General features: G+C 40.8%; 10 protein-coding genes and 2 pseudogenes. 7 read left to right on the forward strand and 5 right to left on the reverse strand.

Going from position 1 to position 15,370, the window contains the following annotated elements; genetic code table 11:
- The first annotated feature begins 1 nt into the window (after position 1).
- The 4 genes from rplJ (at position 2) to rpoC (ending at position 9,297) form a co-directional block, all read left to right on the forward strand.
- Positions 2–538: a 50S ribosomal protein L10 gene (rplJ, locus tag kam1_RS04070; protein ID WP_039721801.1), complete on the forward strand. Its 537-nt coding sequence runs from the start codon at positions 2–4 to the stop codon at positions 536–538.
- 277 nt (positions 539–815) lie between these two features.
- Entirely contained in the window at positions 816–1,205 is a 390-nt protein-coding gene (gene rplL, locus kam1_RS04075; protein WP_039721800.1) for a 50S ribosomal protein L7/L12, read from the forward strand.
- A 27-nt stretch (positions 1,206–1,232) separates the two neighbouring features.
- On the forward strand, positions 1,233–5,102 hold the full coding sequence (gene rpoB / locus kam1_RS04080) for a DNA-directed RNA polymerase subunit beta (RefSeq protein ID WP_039721799.1): 3,870 nt from the start codon (positions 1,233–1,235) through the stop codon (positions 5,100–5,102).
- Positions 5,103–5,124: 22 nt separating this feature from the next.
- Positions 5,125–9,297, forward strand: coding sequence for a DNA-directed RNA polymerase subunit beta' (gene rpoC, locus kam1_RS04085; protein ID WP_039721798.1), 4,173 nt, complete (start codon positions 5,125–5,127; stop codon positions 9,295–9,297).
- A 69-nt stretch (positions 9,298–9,366) separates the two neighbouring features.
- On the opposite strand, the pseudogene kam1_RS04090 reads toward rpoC, so the two are convergent.
- Positions 9,367–10,255: pseudogene (locus kam1_RS04090) on the reverse strand (bifunctional 5,10-methylenetetrahydrofolate dehydrogenase/5,10-methenyltetrahydrofolate cyclohydrolase).
- Positions 10,256–10,271: 16 nt separating this feature from the next.
- Positions 10,272–11,111, reverse strand: a complete 840-nt coding sequence (locus tag kam1_RS04095) for an NAD-dependent epimerase/dehydratase family protein (RefSeq protein ID WP_039721797.1) — start codon at positions 11,109–11,111, stop codon at positions 10,272–10,274.
- Positions 11,112–11,228: 117 nt separating this feature from the next.
- Between kam1_RS04095 and kam1_RS04100 the strand changes: the two genes are divergently transcribed.
- The 3 genes and pseudogenes from kam1_RS04100 (at position 11,229) to kam1_RS11230 (ending at position 13,260) form a co-directional block, all read left to right on the forward strand.
- The gene (locus kam1_RS04100; RefSeq protein ID WP_244946160.1) at positions 11,229–11,780 is read left to right on the forward strand and encodes an amino acid kinase family protein; all 552 of its coding nucleotides are present in this window, start codon (positions 11,229–11,231) and stop codon (positions 11,778–11,780) included.
- Entirely contained in the window at positions 11,777–12,040 is a 264-nt protein-coding gene (locus kam1_RS10485) for a hypothetical protein (protein ID WP_244946161.1), read from the forward strand. Before kam1_RS04100 ends, kam1_RS10485 begins: the two co-directional genes overlap by 4 nt.
- Positions 12,000–13,260: pseudogene (locus tag kam1_RS11230) on the forward strand (glutamate-5-semialdehyde dehydrogenase). The gene kam1_RS10485 and the pseudogene kam1_RS11230 overlap by 41 nt, the downstream one beginning before the upstream one ends.
- Positions 13,261–13,421: 161 nt before the next feature.
- Here kam1_RS11230 and kam1_RS04110 read toward each other — a convergent pair.
- The 3 genes from kam1_RS04110 to kam1_RS10505 all read right to left on the reverse strand — a co-directional run bounded on the left by kam1_RS04110 (position 13,422) and on the right by kam1_RS10505 (position 15,213).
- Positions 13,422–14,090, reverse strand: a complete 669-nt coding sequence (locus kam1_RS04110; protein ID WP_039721794.1) for a YrhA family protein — start codon at positions 14,088–14,090, stop codon at positions 13,422–13,424.
- A gap of 14 nt (positions 14,091–14,104) precedes the next feature.
- Positions 14,105–14,893, reverse strand: a complete 789-nt coding sequence (locus kam1_RS04115; protein ID WP_244946165.1) for a hypothetical protein — start codon at positions 14,891–14,893, stop codon at positions 14,105–14,107.
- A gap of 86 nt (positions 14,894–14,979) precedes the next feature.
- Complete coding sequence (locus kam1_RS10505; RefSeq protein WP_244946166.1) at positions 14,980–15,213, reverse strand: hypothetical protein; 234 nt, start codon at positions 15,211–15,213, stop codon at positions 14,980–14,982.
- Positions 15,214–15,370: the final 157 nt, after the last annotated feature.

Below are 15,370 nucleotides of genomic sequence, written 5' to 3' on the forward strand. Positions count from 1 at the left end.
TATGAGAACAGAAAAAATAGCTTTAAAAGAACAAATTTCTGAAATTGTTAAGGCTTCTTCATTGATCGTTTTGATCGATTTTACGGGGCTAAAGGTTGCCGTTTTTTCTGAATTAAGAAAAAGGCTAAGAGCGGTTAATTGTCGCTGCCTTGTTTTGAAAAATACATTGCTAAGGCTTGCATTAGAAGAAGCCAAAATGATTATGCCTCAGCAGAATGATTCTACTGTAGAGAGCTTATTGAAAGGTCCAACGGCGATTCTGTTTTCGGAAGCTAAAGATATAGCTGGGGTGGCCAAAGTTTTGAAAAATTTTATTGCTGAGTTTCAACTGCCAAAAGTTAAGGGCGCTTTCATGGACAACGCCCTTATTAGCGAGCATGATTTTCTGAAATTGGCGGAGTTGCCTAGTTTGGAAGTTTTAAGGGGACAAATTCTTGGGACTCTTCAATTACCTGCGGTAAGATTGGTGAGATTAATTAACGAACCAGCTGCTGCCCTTGCACGATTAGTAGAGATCTATTCAAAGAAAGAAAATTAAAAACCGTGCATTGTCTTATTATAGAGAATGGAAAATAAATTTGTTTATCACGGAAAAGACACCTCTTCCAACTAAGAGAAAAACGGAGAAAATTTTTGGATTTTATATGTCAGAAAAGTTTATCCTTTGTAAAGTATTTTTTTTGAAAACATTCAAGAAAAATAGGGACAAAGGAACATAAAAAGAAGAGGGCGAAATGTCCACCTAGCCTTGGAGCCCTCCAAGGAGAATTGACAGAGCGGGTGCCTGTCTCTAGGTGGAATGAAAGGAGGATACAATGGCTGATCTGGATGCGCTTGTCGATCAATTAAGTAAACTGACGATATTGGAAGCTTCTGAGCTAGTAAAAAAGTTGGAAGCCAAGTGGGGGGTTAGTGCTGCAGCTCCTGTAGCAGTGGCAGCAGCAGCCCCGGCTGGAGCTCAGCAAGCTGCAGCAGCTCCTGCTGAAGAGAAAACAACCTTTGCGGTTTATCTGAAAGAAATTGGGCCAAATAAAATTGCCGTGATTAAAGAGGTGAGGGCGGCGATTGCGGGACTTGGGCTGGCAGAAGCCAAAGCGCTTGTCGAAGGGGCTCCAAAACTTCTAAAAGATGGGGTATCAAAGGAGGAAGCTGAAGAGATAAAGAAAAAAATAGAGGCTGCTGGAGCTAAAGTCGAAATTAAATAATAACTGCGTCATTGTGGGGCTTAGGATATGAATCAGAAAATGCAGAGAATCAATTTTGGGAAAATTCGGGAAGGATTGAGTTTGCCTAATCTTATTGAACATCAAACAAAATCTTATGCCGATTTTCTCCAACTCTCGGTAGCTCCACAGGATAGGAAACCTGAGGGGTTGCATGGAGTTTTTCAGGAAGTTTTTCCGATAGAAAGTTACGATGGGAAAGTCAGGCTGGAATATGTCAATTACGAAATTGGCGAACCTAAATTTAGTCCCATCGATTGTCTTCGGGATGGAAAAACTTATGCAGCCCCTTTGCATGTTACATTTCGGCTTAAAGATGAGGAAGGGGTAAAAGAAGAGAAGGTTTACATGGGTGAGTTACCAATGATGACTCCTCAGGGAAGTTTCATCATCAATGGGGCTGAAAGGGTAATAGTCAACCAATTACATAGATCTCCTGGGATCTGTTTTGAATCTTCTTTTCACAGTAATGGAAAGACGCTCTATTCCTTTCGAATCATTCCTGACAGAGGCAGTTGGCTTGAAGTTGCCTTTGATTCCAACGATCTGCTTTATGTCTACTTGGACAGAAGGAAAAAGAGAAGAAAATTTCTTATTACTACCTTGTTACGAGCCCTTGCCGCTGCATTGTCTGGGACCTCATCTCCCTTGGGGACAGGTGGGGATGAAGAAATTATCAGACTTTTTTACACGGTTGAGGAAATCAATCTTTCGGAGGGTATCGAAGAAGAAAAAGTTGCCACCAAAGTACTCGTTAACGAAGTCCGAGATCCCAATAACCCAGAGGTGGTTTTGGCTAGGGCTTATGAGCCAGTAACAAGAAGTGTGGTTAGGCAGCTGTTGGATTTGGGCATTAAGACGATTCAGGTGGTCGATGTGCAATATGATGATACGCTGATTAAGTGTATAAAGAAAGATCCAACGAAAGACCCAATTGAGGCTTTAAAAGAAATATATAGAAGGCTGCGGCCTGGAGACCCGCCAACTGAATCGAATGCAAAACTCCTTTTGAAAAGGCTTCTACTGGATCCAAAAAGATATGATTTAGGAAGAGTTGGCAGGTATAAACTCAATCAAAAATTGAACATTCAAGTAGATCCAGAGATTCGCATATTGACTTGGGAGGATCTTGTAGCTGCCACCCGTTATTTAATAAAACTTAAAAAAGGGGAAGGGATTACTGATGATATTGATCATTTAGGGAGCAGGCGCGTGCGTGCAGTTGGTGAGCTTGTAGCCAATCAGTGTCGAATGGGACTAGCTCGAACCGAAAGACTCGTCAAGGAGCGGATGACGCTTTTTGATGTCAATACGGAAGGAATGACCCCTCAAAAATTGATTAATCCTAAGGCGTTATCGGCTACAATAAGAGATTTTTTTGCTCGCAGCCAGCTTTCTCAGTTAATGGATCAAATTAATCCTCTTTCAGAGCTGACTCATAAGAGAAGGCTTTCGGCTTTAGGTCCAGGGGGCTTATCAAGAGAACGAGCCGGTTTTGAGGTCAGAGATGTGCACCCTTCCCATTATGGAAGGATATGTCCTATTGAAACTCCAGAAGGACCAAATATTGGGCTTATTGCCACAATGGCTTCTTATAGCCGCTTTAATGAATACGGCATTTTGGAAACGCCTTATCGTAAGGTTGTTAATGGCAAGGTAACCAATGAAATCGTTTATTTTACAGCTGATCAGGAAGAAAATTACGTGATAGCCATGGCCAATACGGCGGTTTCTGATGATGGAATGATATTAGATCAGCGAGTTGCTGTCCGCTTTCGCAGAGAGTTTATGGAAGTGGAACGAGAAAAAGTAGAATACATTGATGTCTCTCCCAAGCAGATAGTTTCTATAGCTGCGGGGCTCATTCCATTTCTTGAACATGATGATGCGAATCGGGCACTCATGGGTTCTAATATGCAAAGGCAGGCTGTTCCCCTCATCCAGCCAGAAGCACCGATTGTGGGTACAGGAATTGAGGAAAGAGTTGCTAGGGACATTCAAGCTGTGGTGGTTAGTGAAACAGACGGTGTGGTAGCATCGGTTACGGGAAATGAAATCATTGTAACGCCGACTGGATCTATTGCCGATCTTAAGAAAAAGAAAATCAAACAAGGTTCTGAAAAGGAAGTTGGTATATATAAGCTTAACAAGTTCATGCGATCTAATGCTGGGACTTGTATCAATCAAAAACCCATTGTGAAAAAAGGACAGGCAGTTAAAAAAGGAGATATTCTAGCCGACGGTCCAAGTACGCAGAATGGAGAACTTGCTCTGGGAAGAAATCTGCTTGTGGCCTTTATGCCTTGGAATGGATATAACTTTGAGGATGCTATCATTGTTTCAGAAAGGATTGTCAAAGAAGACCTTTTTACAAGTATTTATATCGATGAATTTGAGATAGTGGCTCGGGATACGAAATTGGGACCGGAAGAAATCACTAGAGATATTCCTAACGTAGGAGATGAGGCACTAAAAAACCTTGGCCCTGATGGAATCATTCGAGTTGGGGCGGAAGTTAAGCCTGGGGATATCCTTGTAGGAAAAATAACGCCTAAAAGCGAAACCGAACTGGCTCCAGAAGAGAGGCTTTTAAGAGCTATTTTTGGAGAAAAAGCTGCTGATGTGAAAGACTCATCTTTGAGGGTCCCATCGGGCACTTATGGCATCGTAATGGATGTACGGGTCAGTTCAGGGACGGCTCGTGTTAGAAAAGAAAAGATAAGTGCTTCGGAAGCGAAACAGAAAATCAAAGAGATCGAAGAAAGGTATGATAAAAAAGAAGAAGAGCTTCGAGAAGAACTGACGCAGGCTCTTTCCAATATCTTACTGAACGAAAAAATTCCACTGGATGTGGTGAATGTGGAGACGGGAGAGATTATCATCCCTGCTAACCGGAAAATCACAAAGGTTCTTTTAAGGAAAATGGCTCAAGCCTACGATAAGATTGAGATTGATCCAAGTCCAATCCGTTCCAAGATCTTTGATATTATTGGTAATTTTGAAGCCAAATTTGAACAACTAAGAAACGATAGAGAGTTAGAACTTGATCAAATAGAAAGTGGGGAAGATACAGAACCTGGGATCATCAAGCAGGTAAAAGTATTTATTGCTAACAAAAGAAAGCTTTCGGTTGGAGACAAAATGGCTGGAAGGCATGGGAATAAGGGAGTTGTTTCAAAAATTGTTCCCGTAGAAGACATGCCCTATCTTCCCGATGGTACCCCAGTAGATATTGTTCTTAATCCGCTGGGAGTTCCTTCTCGAATGAATGTTGGGCAAGTGCTTGAAACCCATCTTGGGATAGCTGCAAAGAAGCTAGGCTTCAATGTAGCCACTCCTGTGTTTGATGGAGTGAAAGAAGAGAAAATACGGGAATTTTTGGTGAAGGCGGGTATGGATGAAGATGGGAAAAGCATCCTTTATGACGGTCGAACTGGAGAACGGTTTAATCAAAGAGTGGTTGTTGGAGTGATCTACATGATGAAACTCAATCATATGGTTGCTGATAAAATCCATGCCCGTGCTGTTGGACCTTATTCCCTAGTAACGCAGCAGCCTTTGGGAGGCAAAGCGCAGTATGGTGGCCAACGGTTTGGTGAAATGGAAGTTTGGGCAATGGAAGCCTATGGCGCTGCTTATGTCTTGCAGGAGTTGTTAACGGTTAAATCAGACGACGTGCAAGGTCGAACCAGAATTTATGAGAGCATTGTTAAAGGGGAAAATTATTTAGAGACGACAACACCAGAATCTTTTAATGTGCTTGTCAAAGAAATGCAAGGGTTGTGTCTTGAAGTCACCATCGGCCAGCGATCGGATTCGTTTGGCTTACATATGAAACCAACCTCTTCGAAAGCCTTAAATGGGGGTGAAGCAGCTTAAAATAAAGAAGGAGTAAGATGATATGGAAGCAAATAATTTAACAGCTCGCCAGGTGCTTGGTTTTCAAAAAACAATAGGATTTGATGAGGTAAGAATTTCCATTGCTTCCCCTGAAACGATCGAGTCATGGAGTAAGGGAGAAGTACGCAACCCGGAAACTATTAATTATCGGACCTTTAAACCCGAAAAAGGAGGATTGTTTTGCGAAAGGATTTTTGGTCCAACAAAAGATTGGGAGTGTGCTTGTGGGAAGTACAAAAGAATCAAATATAAGGGGGTTATTTGTGATAGATGTGGCGTAGAAGTGACTTTATCAAGGGTAAGAAGAGAACGGATGGGTCATATCCGACTGGCTGTGCCTGTTTCTCATATTTGGTTTTTAAAATGCATGCCTAGTCGACTGGGTTTGATGATGGATATGACCGCAAAGGATCTTGAGCGGGTGATTTATTATGAAGATTATCTTGTGGTAGATCCAGGGAAAACGCCTTTGAAGTTTAAACAGCTTCTTTCAGAACAGGAATATCGAGACGCATTGGCACAATACGGAGAGGGTTCCTTTGTAGCGAAAATGGGAGCTGAAGCTGTAAGAGACGTGTTAAAGCAAATCAATTTGGAATCCCTTGCAAGTGATCTAGCCAGAGCAATTGAAGGAACGAGAAGCAAACAACTTAAAAAGAAGCTTTCGAAAAGGCTGAAACTAGTGCAAGGACTTATAAGCTCGGAAACGAGGCCTGAATGGATGATATTGGAGGTGTTGCCTGTGATCCCTCCAGATTTAAGGCCTTTAGTTCCTCTTGAAGGAGGAAGATTTGCCACTTCAGATTTGAACGATCTTTACCGAAGGGTCATAAATCGAAATAACAGATTACGAACCCTTCTACAGTTGAAGACTCCTGATGTGATTATCAGAAATGAAAAACGGATGTTGCAGGAGGCTGTAGATGCCCTCTTGGATAATGGCAGGCATGGAAGGGCTGTAACTGGGGCGGGGAATCGACCACTAAAATCGTTATCGGACATGCTTCAGGGAAAAACGGGGCGGTTCCGGATGAATCTATTAGGCAAACGGGTTGACTACAGCGGCCGATCAGTCATCGTTATCGGCCCAGAGTTAAAGCTCCACCAGTGCGGCCTTCCTAAAAAAATGGCTCTTGTTCTTTTTGAGCCTTTTATGATTAGAAGACTGAGAGAGCTGGGGCATGTCCATACGGTGCGAACGGCCAAGAAGATGATTGAAAAACAGGATCCACTGGTATGGGACGTGCTTGAACAAGTAACTGCCGGACACTTAGTTCTTTTAAACAGGGCTCCGACATTGCACAGGCTTTCTATTCAAGCTTTTGAACCGATCCTTATCGAAGGAGATGCGATTCGTATCCATCCTTTGGTTTGTACTGCCTACAATGCAGATTTCGATGGGGATCAGATGGCAGTCCATGTTCCACTTTCCATAGAAGCTCAGTTGGAGGCTCGACTTTTAATGCTTGCTCCATTGAACATCTTTTCGCCTTCCAGCGGTAAGCCGATCACTACGCCCTCCCAAGATATCACGCTTGGTTGTTACTACATAACGCAAGCTCCCCTGAAGATCAAAGCTCAGGAACAAAAAAGAAAGCCGCTATTTTCCGATCCTTTGGAAGTCATCTTTGCTTACAATGATGGAAATTTGCAGGTACATGATCTCATTTTTCTTAAAAATCCTGATTATGGAAAAGAAACGATTTTTGGTGATAAAAACAAAAAAGTAATTGAGACCACTCCTGGCAGAGTCATTTTTAATCAAATATGGCCTGAAGAACTCGGCTTTTACAATAAACCTGCTGGCAAAAAGCAGCTTGGAGAAATAATCCTGAAGTGCTATCAAAAGGTTGGCAGGGAAAAAACGGTTCAATGTCTTGATAAGCTCAAGCAATTAGGCTTTTCTGAAGCCACAAAAGCTGGCATTTCCATTGGAATGGATGATATGATTGTTCCCACTGAGAAATCCAGGATCATTGCAAAAGCTTATGAGATGGTCAATGTTGTGGAGCGACAATACAGATCAGGGGCTATAACTGATGGAGAAAGATATAATAAAATTGTAGATATCTGGACACAAGCTACTGAAGAAATTTCTAGTGTCATTTACAAGACTTTAGAGAGTAATCTAGGAAGACCGGAGTACAATCCTCTTTATCTTATGGTGGATTCGGGAGCCAGAGGGAATCGGCAACAGGTCAGGCAACTTGCTGGAATGAGAGGACTCATGGCCAAGCCCTCCGGGGAAATTATAGAAAGACCTATTATTTCAAATTTCAGAGAAGGACTTTCTGTTTTGGAATATTTTATTAGTACCCATGGGGCAAGGAAAGGACTTGCTGACACAGCTTTAAAGACGGCTGATGCGGGCTATTTGACAAGAAAATTGCATGATGTTGCCCAAGACGTTGTGATTACTGCTGAAGATTGTGGGACGAATAAGGGAATTATCGTCAAAGCGATTTATGAGGGGGACGAAGAAATTGTGAAATTATCCGAAAGAATTTATGGAAGGGTGTGTTGTGATGAAATCTTCGATCCAATGACTGGGAAGAAAATCATCCAACCTGGAGAACTCATCGATGAAAGGAAAGCTAAAGAGATCGAAGAGGCTGGAGTTGAAAAAGTAAAGATTCGTTCTGTCTTAACCTGCGAAAACAAGTGGGGCGTTTGTGCCATGTGTTATGGGTTGAATCTGGCTACAAATAAAATGGCAAAGCTTGGTGAATCAGTTGGAGTAATTGCTGCTCAATCTATTGGAGAACCAGGCACACAGCTGACCATGCGAACCTTTCATATTGGAGGGACCGCCTCCCAAGTCTTCAAACAACCTCAGATTCGAGCTCGAAACGATGGCATCGTCCAATACATTGATCTTCGGACAGTTAAAACAGCTGAAAACCATTTCATAGTGTTGAGTAAAAGCGGTTATCTTGCTGTTCTGGATCCCTCAGGCAGGGAATTGGAAAGACATACGGTTATTGTTGGGTCGATTATTTTGATTCCAGATGGAGAGATGGTGAAAAAGGGACAGGTTTTTGTTCAATGGGATCCTTATAATGTTCCAATTTTGACGGAGAAAGGAGGCATTGTTGAATTTAGGGATATCATTGAAGGGGTAACTGTGAAAAAGGAGTTGGATGAAACGACCAAACAGATTAGCACGATTGTCATTGAGCACAAACATGATCTTCATCCTCAGTTACTCATCCTGGACGAAAACACTCGAGAAGTTATTGCTTTTTATGGTATTCCCGCTGGAGCAAGAATCGAAGTGAAGCCAGGAGATAAGGTCGTAGCTGGACAAAGAATAGCTAGAACTCCTAGAAAGATGGTTCAAACAAAGGATATAACTGGAGGGTTACCTCGAGTTGCAGAGCTTTTTGAAGCAAGAAAACCCAAAGATTCCGCCGAGATTGCCAAAATAGATGGGATTGTGGAAGATGGAGGAATTATCCGTGGCAAAAGAAGGATACTGATTAGGGACATACAAACGGGGATAGAAGAAGAGCATCTGATTCCCCTTTCTAAACATTTGATTGTTTATAAGGGGGATGTTGTTAAAAAGGGCCAGCAATTAACAGAAGGGCCGATTGTGCCCCAAGAAATTCTCGAAGTATGCGGTATTCAGGAATTACAGGAATACCTACTCAATGAAGTGCAAGAAGTCTATAGACTACAAGGAGTCGAGATCAATGATAAGCATATTGAGATTATCATCAAACAAATGCTTAAAAAGGTAAAAATTCTTGATTCCGGAGATACCTCTTTCTTGTGGGAAGAACAGGTCGACCGATTAAAATTTGAAGAAGAAAATAGAATCGTTGAAGCTAAGGGAGGTAAGCCCGCTGTTGGGGTGCCAGTCCTTCTTGGAATTACCAAAGCTTCCTTGGATACGGACAGCTTCATAGCGGCTGCCAGCTTTCAGGATACAACAAGGGTTTTAACGGATGCGGCTACCCTGGGAAAAGTAGACCCTCTCAAAGGCTTTAAGGAAAACATCATTATGGGGAATTTAATCCCTTCGGGTACTGGATTCAGAGCGTATAGGAATATCCGGTTAGTGGAGCTCCGACCTGCTGAAAGCAAAGAAGAACAAAAGGAGCAGAAGGCTTCTGAAAATGGAGAGGGTAGTACTCTAGAAGAAAAATGGATTCCTCAGGCTGGGACATAAGTGGCATGGAATGGCCATCTCAGCAGTGTAATGAATATGCATGATATTGCAGAAGCAGAAAATGGGGAATTATGAAAAGAGAGAAAGTTCAGCGGCCTTAACGGTATTGGATAAAAGCATTGCTATGGTCATGGGACCAACTCCTCCTGGGTTTGGCGTAATCCAGGAGGCTATTTTTTTATTTCATCAAAATCAACATCTCCAACAATCTTAAATCCCTTATGTGAGGAAGCATCAGCAACCCTGCTAACTCCAACATCAACAACCACTGCACCAGCTTTGACAAAATCTTTTGTTACAAACCGGGCTTTGCCCATTGCGGCTATCAGGATATCGGCTCTCTGACAATGTTCTTTAATGTTTTGACTGAAGGAATGGACAATAGTCACTGTTGCATTCGCATACTTCGATTTTTGGAGTAGTAGAGCTGCCATTGGTTTTCCAACAATATTGCTTCTTCCAAGGATAACCACTTCTTTTCCTTCGATCTCGATGTTATAGCGCTTCAACAGTTCTTGAATACCCAAGGGAGTGCAGGGATAAAAGCAGTCTTTTTCTCCAAGGAGCATTTTTCCAAGGTTCAAAGGATGAAATCCATCAATATCCTTTTTAGGATCAATAGCAAGAGCTATTTCTTTCTCAGAAAGATGTTTGGGAAGTGGGAGTTGGACAAGGATGCCGTGGATGGAAGGATCTTGATTTAATTGATAGAGCTTCTCTAAGACTTCGTTTTGTGATACATCCTCAGCAAAAGAAATAACTTCGGATTTGATCCCAAGTTCTTGAGCTTTCTTCTGTTTCATTCTAACATAAAGTTCAGATGGTGGGAACTGTCCAGCTCTTATAAAACGACAGAAGGTTGAACTCCACGTTGTCGCAACTTCTGAACAATCTCCATTGTTTCTCTATGAATCTGTTGTGCCACTAGCCTACCGTCCAGCAAATTGGCTTCTTTCATTGCAGCTTATCCTAATTCAACCAATGGATTTAAAAAATTTGATGAGTTCAGAATATCCTTCCTTAAAGGTTGGGAAATCAAGCATAAAACCAAAAGTTTTAGCTTTTTTATTGGAGACCCTTTTATTGGAATATCCTCTCTTGGGATGATGAGCTTTGGGTTCAATGGGAGGAAGGGGAAGGTCAAATCTTTGACATAGCCAGTGGTAAAAGTCTTCCTCGAGGGTGGGAAGGTCGTCTGTGATATTAAATAAGCCAGGAATAGTTAAAAAATGAACAATGGCAGTTGCTAAATCCCGTCCATGGATCTGATTAATCCATTTTTTCCGAGGATCGATTCGAACGGTATTTTGTAGCAATCCAGTGACCCGATAAACTCTTTGCGGTCCATAAATTCCGGATGCTCTTAGAACGGTACCACCTCTGTCTAAAACTTTTACTTCAGCTTTTTTTAAAATTTCTCCAGAGGAAGTTGTCGGAGTTGCTGGAGACTCTTCATCTACCCACTGGCCTTCTGTTTGCGTATAGAGTGAAGTAGAAGAAACTAATAGGAAAGGGCAATTTTTGGCTATTTTCAAGGCATTGTCGAGTCCAATTGAAAAGATTTTTTCAAATGCTAAAGGCCCACTCCTATTTGAAGAAGCAGAAAAAATGACGGCTGAGATTTTGGGTAGAGAATTTATAGAATCATGATCGGTAATATCTAAAGCTACCGCGGGAATTCCCAGCTGTTGCAAACGGTTTTTACTCTCCAGGCTTTTTACTAAGCCGATCACCTCTTGATTTTTCTGTTGTAAGCTTTTAGCTACTAGTTTTCCTATATATCCACAGCCAATGATTAATACTGGATGATCCATTTGTTTTTTTTAGTATAGTTTAATGACAAAATACAAAATAGAGAGAGAGAAAATGCCCGTTTTATTATTTTCTATTGTCTTTTTTCTGCTATCCTAAATTATTTCATTGTTTAAGACATGAAACCAGAAAGATGGGTGATCAAGTTAGGAACAGGAGTGTTGAGCACCAGGGAAGGTTCTCTTGATTTGCCTCAAATGGAGAATCTTACAAAGCAGCTCATAGAAATCAAAAAGAAAAATATTGATGTGATTATTGTTAGCTCTGGCGCTATAAGCTGTGGAATGGATATTTTAGGTTATTCCAAAAGGCCGGAGAGCATTGAGGAACTTCAGACCTGTTCTACGCTAGGTCAACCTTATCTCATGCATTATTACAAACAACTCTTTTCAGCTCATGGGTTTCATGTTGCCCAACTCCTTGTGACGTATTTTGATCTAGATAGTCTTTCTTTGCGTAAGAATATTCAGAAACTTTTAGAGAATTTATTGCTCAAGAAAACCATTATCCCTATCATTAATGAAAACGATTGTGTTTCTTACGAAGAAATTCGGTTTGGGGACAACGATCGGCTTTCTTCTCATATTGCAGTTTTAGCAGAAGCGCAAAGGCTGATTATTCTCTCCAATGTTGCTGGGCTGATGGATTGTAGAAATGGAGAAATAAAATGATCTCCTATGTGGAAGAAATCGACAGCACGATTGAAAAGCTAGCAGAAGGAACCAGGAGCGAGAGATCGGTGGGAGGGATGATAACAAAAATTGAAGCAGCTAAAATAGCTCAAGCAAGTGGTATTCTAACACAGATTGCTGATGGAAGAGAAAAGAATGTTTTAGTTCGCATTTATAATGGGGAGCCATTGGGCACAATTTTTGAAACGAAAAAAAATAATGAAAGAACTGTCAGAACAAATTCAGTGTCTTTGCCGTAAGGCCAAAGAGGCAAGTCGCTTCTTGTCTGAGCTTTCTTCTAAAAAGATTGATCAAGCATTGATTGCTATAGGAGAGGAGCTTCTGGCAAGAAAGGCTACCGTTCTTGCTGCTAATGATAGGGATATCGATAACGCAAAAATATGGGTCTTTCCGAGGCGATCATAGACAGACTTTATCTTGGGGAAAAAAGGTTTACAGCCCTTCTAAAATCCTTGGAAGACATAATATTGCTTCCTTGTCCAATTGGAGAAATTATCGAGCAATGGAAAAGGCCTAATGGAATGTTGATTAAAAAAGTGAGAGTTCCAATTGGAGTCATTGGAATCATTTATGAATCAAGACCTAATGTCACTGTTGATTCTGCAGCCTTATGTTTAAAATCAGGTAATGTGGCTATTCTTAGAGGAGGTAGGGAAGCTTTTAACACAAATAAGGAGCTTGTTACTGCTATACGCGAAGGACTTAGGAAAACGAATATTGCAGAAGACGCTGTCATTCTCATTCCTACAATGGATCGGCAGTCTATCCCCATTCTCTGCGCACAAAGAGATTTCATCGATCTGCTAATACCCAGAGGAGGAAAAGGATTGATTGAAACGGTAATAAACCATGCAAAAGTACCGGTCATTAAGCATTACCAGGGGATCTGTCATGTTTATGTCCACAGTAAAGCTTCCTTTGAAAAAGCCTTGGACATTGTCTGAATGCTAAATGTCAAAGGCCGGCTGTCTGTAATGCTATGGAAACGCTTTTGGTGGATGAAAAAATTGCGCCTGATTTTCTTCCATTGATTGTCAATGAGCTTCAAAATAGAGGAGTAGAAATTCGTGGTGATGAAAAGTGCCTTCACATAATGGGAGATCGAATAAGCACCGCTACGGAAGAGGACTGGTCCACAGAGTATCTGGATCTTATTTTATCGATAAAGATTGTTAGCAATCTTGACGAGGCCATCAATCACATCCATAAATATGGGTCTAATCATTCCGATGCAATTGTAACGGAAGACCCTGCCACAGCGGAGGCTTTTTTACACAAAATCGATTCCGCTGCGGTTTACTGGAATGCTTCCACACGTTTTACTGATGGATTTGAATTTGGATTTGGAGCCGAAATAGGTATCAGCACGGACAAAATTCACGCTCGTGGTCCCATGGGGCTGAAAGAGCTTACTTCCTATAAGTACATTATTTATGGAAATGGTCAGGTTCGAAACTGAAAGACAAGTGAGATAAAAGCATTAGGATATTAAAACAAAAACAATACGCATTGGCTTATTAACTCTCTTGATGGCTATAGAAAACCATTGATTCTGTTGAAAGGCAAGTTTTAATCCGATAGGTATTCTTAACTTAAAGGCTTAGCGGATTTCTTTTGAACTTATCCATGCTGTTTCCCATTGCCATTTTTCTTTTCTTGTTTGTTTTGTTTTTCTTGTTCTTTTGAAGAATCTTCTTCTTTTAATTTTTCTTTGCCTGTTTCTGCTTTCTCATCTATTTCTTCTTCTTCTTCTTCTTCCTCTTCTTCCCACTCTTCAATGAGAATTTCTTCAGTGTAGAGACTTTCTTCGGATTCGTCTTCTTCGTCTTCTTCGTCAGTCATTTCTAAAGCTTCATATTTTAAAACACTTGTCATCATATCATCGAAATCCTTAAATTCGACTACTTCCTGAAGATCCTCCTCATCCAAAGCCAAATATTTGTTTGTAGGGAAATGATAGGCATACCAGAAAAGATTGGAATAGCCTAATATGAGATAATCCTTGTTTTGTTCAAAGGTCCCAAGGGCTAGATTTTCAGATATTAATCCTGGAATTACCTGAAATTCATCTCTTTCGTGGTCTGTGGAAAAAAAGACGACCCCATTATGGGCAAAACCATCGGCAACTTTTAAAAAATCAAGATAATCCTCTGGGATTTCTATACCGTATTTTTCCTTAACCTGATCTCTATAAGCCAAAATTTTTTCTTCTGGTCTCCCTCTAAAAGGCTCGAAGCCTGCATCGGTTTCTTCTTTATTGACCATTTCTAAATATTCGAGGTATTTCATAACATAGCCTTTGATTAGCGATATAACGCTTGGTTCTTTAGTTCTTTGTCCTTTGTATAAAATTTAGACGTTGCGACTGCCCAATTCATTTTATTTTCACTGTTAATAATTGGCAATATAAATTTTGGTTTATGGTTCGAAGGAAGCTTGATCCCATTGATAATGGCGCCTGCAGGTAGCCAGTCTTTTGCAAAACAACCTCCTTCTTTTGCAGCCAAATTTCTTATATGAATATTTTGTGAAGGTTCCTTGTTTTCTTTGGAATGTATTTTTTGGAAAAGCTTTATAGCTTTTCTATATTTTTGATCAATTTGGTATGGTTGTTCTCCGATAAGACGAGAGAAGGCGACAATCTTATTTTCCCAAGAAAGTGGGAGAGTTGCATGTGGATCAAGCATTTTTAATTCTTTACGCAATTGTTCGACCGAATGGATCGGTTTTTGAATGGGAGGATAAATAGGAAAAAGAGGTCTTACTGCATAATATGGTTGTGGGGTTTGGGTGTTCCCATTTATTTGTGGGTGAAGAAAAATGGCATGCCAGAAATGGTGTGGATTCATTTGGTTATTGCTGCTTTTAAAAGTTTGAACAAGCACAAGATTAGCTGGATCATTTGGCGAAGGATGATTTTTGGACAGGACACTTTTCTGAATGATATGATGACAATTATAACTGTCTTGGATAGTTTCCAATCTGCTTTGACGCAGCCTCTTGACATTATAAAAAGCAACGGCATTACGCCGAATACCATCTTCATCTAGGATGGTTCCTAAGTTTCTTTTAGGAACCTTTCCTTTTTTCATAAGTTCTAGTCCCTCCTTACCAACAGCAAGGAGACTAAGCGATTTGCCCACTGGATGAGATGCAAGGGCTGCTAAGAATTGAGGCCTTATTTTTCATATTCTTTAACAATTTTTTTGTAATTTTTACTTTCCCTGTCCAGTGGTGTAACGATCGATTTTTCTAGGACTATTCCGGGGGCTTCTGGACAACCCTGAAGTATTGATGAAGGGCTAGCAAGGCCATCAAGGTTTTTAAGCATTCGATCCACTTTTAAGACCATCTCTTTTGAGGGAATAATGTTCCCTTTAGAATCTCTTAATAGACTCCTTTTCTTTTTCATAAAAAAGGAGTGGGTCGATAAGAAAAGGGCGTTAAAATATAAAGAGGTTTTTGTTTAAAAACCCTTTTTGAAAAGAGGATTGAAAAAGCTATGAATTTACTGGTAGTTTCCTCTTATGGAGAACATTGTAGGCTCTCCGCTATTGCTCAGTGGACTA

Source organism: Methylacidiphilum kamchatkense Kam1, assembly GCF_007475525.1.
Classification (GTDB): domain Bacteria; phylum Verrucomicrobiota; class Verrucomicrobiia; order Methylacidiphilales; family Methylacidiphilaceae; genus Methylacidiphilum; species Methylacidiphilum kamchatkense.

What these genes read in the sequence shown, in the direction of transcription:
- rplJ (WP_039721801.1), top strand. Translation starts at nt 2, where the DNA reads ATGAGAACAGAAAAAATAGCTTTAAAAGAACAAATTTCTGAAATTGTT.
- rplL (WP_039721800.1), top strand. Translation starts at nt 816, where the DNA reads ATGGCTGATCTGGATGCGCTTGTCGATCAATTAAGTAAACTGACGATA.
- rpoB (WP_039721799.1), top strand. Translation starts at nt 1,233, where the DNA reads ATGAATCAGAAAATGCAGAGAATCAATTTTGGGAAAATTCGGGAAGGA.
- rpoC (WP_039721798.1), top strand. Translation starts at nt 5,125, where the DNA reads ATGGAAGCAAATAATTTAACAGCTCGCCAGGTGCTTGGTTTTCAAAAA.
- kam1_RS04095 (WP_039721797.1), bottom strand. Translation starts at nt 11,111, where the DNA reads ATGGATCATCCAGTATTAATCATTGGCTGTGGATATATAGGAAAACTA.
- kam1_RS04100 (WP_244946160.1), top strand. Translation starts at nt 11,229, where the DNA reads ATGAAACCAGAAAGATGGGTGATCAAGTTAGGAACAGGAGTGTTGAGC.
- kam1_RS10485 (WP_244946161.1), top strand. Translation starts at nt 11,777, where the DNA reads ATGATCTCCTATGTGGAAGAAATCGACAGCACGATTGAAAAGCTAGCA.
- kam1_RS04110 (WP_039721794.1), bottom strand. Translation starts at nt 14,090, where the DNA reads ATGAAATACCTCGAATATTTAGAAATGGTCAATAAAGAAGAAACCGAT.
- kam1_RS04115 (WP_244946165.1), bottom strand. Translation starts at nt 14,893, where the DNA reads ATGAAAAAAGGAAAGGTTCCTAAAAGAAACTTAGGAACCATCCTAGAT.
- kam1_RS10505 (WP_244946166.1), bottom strand. Translation starts at nt 15,213, where the DNA reads ATGAAAAAGAAAAGGAGTCTATTAAGAGATTCTAAAGGGAACATTATT.